6 protein-coding genes are annotated in these 6,062 nt (G+C 40.1%); all 6 read right to left on the minus strand.

The features are described 5' to 3' along the window. The coding region (locus WJP93_RS13780) for a helix-turn-helix domain-containing protein (RefSeq protein WP_337548789.1) at positions 1–130 on the minus strand (130 nt) is incomplete at its 3' end. Positions 131–364: 234 nt separating this feature from the next. Then, entirely contained in the window at positions 365–1,045 is a 681-nt protein-coding gene (locus WJP93_RS13785) for a DUF6036 family nucleotidyltransferase (protein WP_337548786.1), read from the minus strand. Positions 1,046–1,066: 21 nt separating this feature from the next. Then, entirely contained in the window at positions 1,067–1,663 is a 597-nt protein-coding gene (locus tag WJP93_RS13790) for a helix-turn-helix transcriptional regulator (RefSeq protein ID WP_118612497.1), read from the minus strand. Positions 1,664–1,768: 105 nt separating this feature from the next. Then, positions 1,769–3,106 carry a hemolysin family protein gene (locus tag WJP93_RS13795; RefSeq protein WP_337548787.1) on the minus strand — a complete coding sequence of 446 codons (1,338 nt, stop codon included), beginning with the start codon at positions 3,104–3,106 and terminating at the stop codon, positions 1,769–1,771. Between the two features lie 112 nt (positions 3,107–3,218). Continuing rightward, on the minus strand, positions 3,219–4,625 hold the full coding sequence (uxaC, locus tag WJP93_RS13800) for a glucuronate isomerase (RefSeq protein WP_308731051.1): 1,407 nt from the start codon (positions 4,623–4,625) through the stop codon (positions 3,219–3,221). A gap of 105 nt (positions 4,626–4,730) precedes the next feature. Further along, on the minus strand, positions 4,731–6,062 hold a 1,332-nt coding region (locus WJP93_RS13805), incomplete at its 5' end, for a UxaA family hydrolase (RefSeq protein WP_337548788.1).

Raw genomic sequence — 6,062 nt, forward strand, 5'->3', positions numbered from 1 at the left:
AACGTTTTAAGTTATAAGAAAGATAAAAATTGTATAGATACCGACAGGTTCCAATCGTCTTATTGATCTTCGTTATCTGCTCCGGTGTAGGATTGATTTCCGTCTTGAAGCTCTTTAGCAAGTCCATCATCTCCTTTGAGTATTTTTATACACAAGAACTTATTTTTGTCAATATATTCAATTGCATAGTGATTTCTCCTTTAAAATATCGTGTGGTTTTTGTTCAAATCGCCACCATCATATGACTATTTTACCACAGGATTCATGCAAAAGCTACTTTTTTGCAGGGTTTAAACAAAAAAAATCTGCTAGCCTAATCTCTTTTGATGCACATCAGCTTTTCTCATCATATATTAAAATATCATCAACCTTTTTTCTTTGCCCTTGCTGCTTTTAGTATATCAGTAAGATTATCTCCATTGAGAACATCTGGATAGTTATCCTCGAATTCTATTAGGATATCTTTGTTCGTCTTTTCATCTTCTCTAACTTTTGCATACAGTTGTGTCAAATCAGGATTTTGATATACTGTCTCAATAAAAGTTCGAGATTCTTCAGATAACTTATCATATCCGCCATAAAGTTTTTCTGCTGCTTTTTTTATATCTTCAAGGCAAATCTGTTGTTGTGATTTTTCTTGTTCCAACAAAATTCCAACAACATCTGACAAATCGTTCTTATACTGTCTTCCAGCCATCAGTTTCATGACAACCAAATATTCAGCTGAAACCGTTCGTATTCTTAAAACATTTGAAAATGTCTTATAATATTTAGAGTACTGAATTAACTTTGGCGTATAGGATGTTGTTTTCATGAAGTCTGTATTTAGCCAGCCATTTGGAAGCCCCATGCGATCACCAACACTATTAATTGCATCCTTCATCGACGATGATGCTTGAATAATCGCATCCATATCATATGTCATCTCGCGAAATCCGTAATTAATTAGTACTGATGCCCCATCGATCAAAATAATCTCAGCTGGCATTTTGTTGCCATTTATCTTACGAAATTCTTTTGCTAGTTCTTTTAAATAGCTATCCAAGTTTTCCTTTATAAAAAAACTTCAGGCAAGATTTCTCACCTCACTTTCTACAATATTAAATCTCATAAACTCTGGAATTGCATTCTTTATAGCCTCAATTTTAACCTCATCACTATGCATGACTGCAGCCTGAATTAGCACACTTGATGGATATAAAATTGTCGCAAGCTTATGTTTTCGAATATCATTGTAATTCGTACATATTGGCAAATCATTTATTTTAGAGAGATAATCAACCATTCCCAGTAAATATAGTGATTCTGGATACCATGCTTTTTCATATAAATTTCGAATTGTATTCTTTTCAAGTGTATCAATGATAAAATCAATATCTCCCATATCTTTTACATGATGGCATGTGTTGCTCTTGAATGTTTCAAATGAACTGCGATATTCTTGATTTTTATCATTTTCCTTTGCTTGCTCATCTGCTTCTAACAACAAATCCACCGTGACATTTAATGTTTTTGCAATTCTGTATAGGGTTCCAGCAGCACATTTTTTCATTGTCGTCTTTCGGCTACAGATATCAGATATTGTTGCCTGTGCGACTCCGCTTTCCTTACTTAACTTATATTGACTCATTTTTGCATCACGAAGAAGATCATCAATAATCATAGGTTCTGTTCCCCTTTCGTCTTTGTTATCTATAGTATATCGGTATCCCGAAGTATTGTCAAGCAAAAAAGGCAGCTTACCTTTTCGGATAAGCTGCCAATGCATTTATTTTTTTTCTTGTTCTGTACTGTCTTCGTCTTTCTCATGGAGGAGCACCACATGAATCTCTTCTGCTTTCTGTCCCTCGGTTTGTGTCACTTCAATATGAAGCTTCTGCGGCTTGTTGTTTTGATTTTCTTTATCCTTTTCTGAATCTTCTTCCTCTGAAACAGGATTTTCAAAATCAAATGAATCGCCTACTTCCGGAATCTTTCCAATCTGCTCGGTAATCCATCCGTTGATAGTAGAAGCTTCTGTCTCGGTGTTGATGGAAAACTGCTCAAAGAAATCGTCTAAATCCATGTCCTCTGGAACGATGAAGCTTCCATCATCTAACTTTTTGATGCCAGCCTCTACCTCATCATGCTCATCCCAGATATCACCTACAAGCTCCTCTAAGATATTTTCCATGGTAACAATACCCTCTGTACCGCCAAACTCATCCACAACAACAGCGATATGAAGCTTTGTCTGCTGGAACTTCTTTAAAAGCTCGGAGATCTTGACTGTAGGCGGAATGAACTCAGCCGGCTTCATGATCGTTTCGATTGACTTTGTAGTTCCTGCCACATAGTTATGGAAATCTTTCTCGTACAAGATACCAATAATATCATCAATCGTATCTTTGTATACAGGGATTCGGGAATAACCAGATGTCTTGAACACATCTGCAATTTCTTCGTTTGGCGTTGTGATATCAACTGCTGTAACATCAACACGCGGTGTAATGATGTCTCCTGCCTGAAGATCATTGAACTCGATCACGTTGTGAATCAGCTCACTCTCATTACTGTCAAGTCCACCGACCTGCTCAGCCTCATCTACTATTGTAAGAAGCTCATTCTCGGTGATTCCATTCGTTGTGCCGCTGACTTTTAAAAGCTTTCCTACACTGCTCTTTAACTTGATCAGAAGGAAATTCACCGGCTTTAAAACAGTAATTAGAATATTGATAATTGGAGCAACAGTTATTGCAAATTTTTCTGGACATTCCTTTGCCAGACTCTTTGGCGTGATTTCACCAAAAACTAAAGTAATCACTGTCATAAAGATAGTTGATACAGTAGCTCCATTTGATCCGAGCCATCCTACAAAGAGAAGTGTTCCAATTGTTGTTGCTGCAATATTTACAACGTTATTTCCTACAAGTGTACTTGAAATCAATTCATCATAATTCTCTGCAAGCTTGTATGCAAGCTTTGCTTTTTTGTTGCCTTCTGCTGCCATATTTTTTAATCTCGGCTTATTCAGCGAGGAAAAAGCCGTCTCTGTTGCAGAGAAAAAGGCAGAACCCATCATTAATAATATTAAAGCGACCACCAGGGTCATACTGTGACTATCCATAAAGGATACTATGCACCTCCATACTTAATTAATTAAGCTAATGTCAGGATCACAACTAGCTGACCCTGACATCGTATTTTACAAAAAACTCAGGTAACTATTGACTTCAAAATCAATCCTTGAAGTTAAAATATGCCTTTGCATTGTTGTAGCTGATACCCTCGATAATGTTCTTTAATGCCTTCTTATCGTATGGATACTCGCCGTTCTCTACCCAGCCTCCTACTAACTCACACAGGATACGGCGGAAATACTCGTGTCTTGTGTAGGATAAGAAGCTTCTGGAGTCAGTCAGCATACCAACAAAGTTTCCAAGCAGACCAAGGTTTCCAAGACTTACCATCTGGTTGATCATACCTGACTTATTATCATTGAACCACCATGCAGAACCGTGCTGGATCTTGCCTACTGCCTCGCTGTCCTGGAAGCAGCCCATAATGGTGCCGATGATCTCGTTGTCAGCTGGATTTAAGGAATACAGAATTGTCTTTGGAAGCTCGTTTGTAGTGCTGAGTGCATTTAAGAAATCAGCTAACTGAGCTGCTGTTGCATCATTATTGATGGAATCGTATCCTGTATCTGGTCCTAACTGATTATAGCGGAAGGTATTGTTGTCGCGCTTGCAGCCATAATGCATCTGCATTACCCATCCACGGCGATGATACTCTCTTCCTACATGAATCATAAATGCTGTCTTATACTGGTCAACTTCAAGCTGAGTCAGCTTTTCACCGCGAACCTTCTTCTGGAAGATTGCCTCAACTGCTTCCTCGCTTGCCGGCTGATATACAACATAATTTAAACCATGGTCAGATACGCAGCACTTCATGGAATCAAAAAATTCCATACGGTTGTCGATTGCTGCTAACAAGCTCTTTACGCTGTCTACCTTGATTCCAGATACACAAGCTAACTTCTGTACATACTCTAAGAAATCTGGCTTCTCAATGTTCATTGCCTTATCTGGTCTCCATGCCGGATATACCTTGAAATCTACAGTCTCATCTGCAGCGATCTTCTTATGCCACTCAAGGCTGTCAATCGGATCATCAGTGGTGCAGATTACCTTTACATTAGACTTACGGATGATATTTCTAACAGTCATAGAATCCTCAGCAAGCTTTGCGTTGCAGATATTCCATACTTCTTCTGCAGTATCACCATTTAATACACCGTGATAATCGAAATATCTCTGCAGCTCTAAGTGACTCCAGTGATACAGTGGATTGCCGATTGCCTTCTCAAGAGTCTCTGCCCACTTTTGGAACTTCTCTCTGTCAGTTGCATCTCCTGTGATGTACTTCTCGTCGATACCGTTAGAACGCATCTGACGCCACTTGTAGTGATCGCCGCCAAGCCATACCTGAGTGATGTTCTCAAACTTGCGGTCCTCATAGATTTCCTTCGGGTTGATATGGCAGTGATAGTCGATGATCGGCATATTTTCTGCGTAATCATGGAACAGCTCTTTTGCTGTGTCAGTTGTCAGAAGGAAATTTTTTCCCATAAATGTTTTCATAATAATATCCTATCCTTTCTTAGATGAGTGAATATTTTTTATATGAACTTAAATTTTCTATCTGATAAACAGGCGCTTACCGCACCTGCATCATTCAATATTGTATTACAACGTTACACCCTGCTTGAAGATTGCCATATCGTGGAAGCCAGCTTCCTCAGCCTTAACCTTCTTTCCAGAAGCAACTGCGAGCACATACTCAAACAGCTCCTTAGAAAGCATTTCCATCGGCATATCCTCTACAAGACGTCCTGCATTAAAGTCAATCCAGTTATCCTTATGACCTGCAAGCTTGGAGTTACTGGAAATCTTTACTGTCGGAACTGGTGATGCAAATGGAGTTCCTCTTCCTGTTGTGAATAAAACGATATGAGCACCTGAAAGTGCCAGTGCAGTTGCCGCAACAAGGTCATTGCCCGGTGCACTTAATAAATTAAGTCCCTTTGTGTGAACTGGCTCTGTATACTCTAATACACCCTTTACAAGTGCGCTTCCAGACTTTTGTGTACAGCCTAAAGACTTATCCTCAAGTGTGGAGATTCCGCCCTTTTTGTTTCCAGGAGACGGATTCTCATAGATGGTCTGGTTGTGGCTTGTGAAGTAGTTCTTAAAGTTGTTGATCAGATCAACTGTCTTATTAAACAGCTCCTCATTTGCACAGCGGTTCATAAGAAGTGTCTCTGCTCCAAACATTTCCGGAACCTCTGTCAGAATCGTAGTGCCGCCCTTTGAGATCAAAAGATCTGAAAATGCGCCGACAGTCGGGTTTGCAGTTATACCTGAAAGACCATCAGAGCCACCGCACTTCATACCAATAATCAGCTCGGAAGCATCGATTGGCTCACGTTTGAAGGTGCCTGCATAATCTGCTAACTCCTTTAACAGCTCCATTGCTGCTGCCTGCTCATCCTCAACATCCTGACACTGTAAAAACTTCACACGATTCTTATCGTACTCACCAATGTAATCCATCATAACCGGAATATTGCTGTTCTCACAGCCAAGACCAAGTACAAGCACACCGCCGGCGTTTGGATGATGAATTAAATCTGCAAGTGCCTTTCTAGTGTTCTCCTGATCGCCGCCCATCTGAGAGCAGCCATAAGGATGTGGGAATGCAACTATGTCCTCTACTGTTCCAACTGCCAGACTCTTTGCCTGCTTCTCCAGTGCAGATGCAATGGAGTTTACACAGCCAACTGTCGGAATAATCCAGATCTCATTTCTTACGCCAACACGTCCATCCTCACGGCGATATCCCATAAAATGTGCGTGCTCTGTCGGCTCTAACTCACTTCCTGACGGATTATACTCATAATCAAGCACATCGCCAAGACCTGTCTTTACATTGTGAACATGCACCCAAGAACCTGCTTTGATGTCCTGCTTTGCCACACCAATCGGGAAGCCATACTTGATGACCTTTTCACCTTCTTT

The sequence above is a fragment of the Anthropogastromicrobium sp. genome (genome assembly GCF_037349415.1).
Taxonomy (GTDB): Bacteria; Bacillota; Clostridia; order Lachnospirales; family Lachnospiraceae; genus Anthropogastromicrobium; species Anthropogastromicrobium aceti.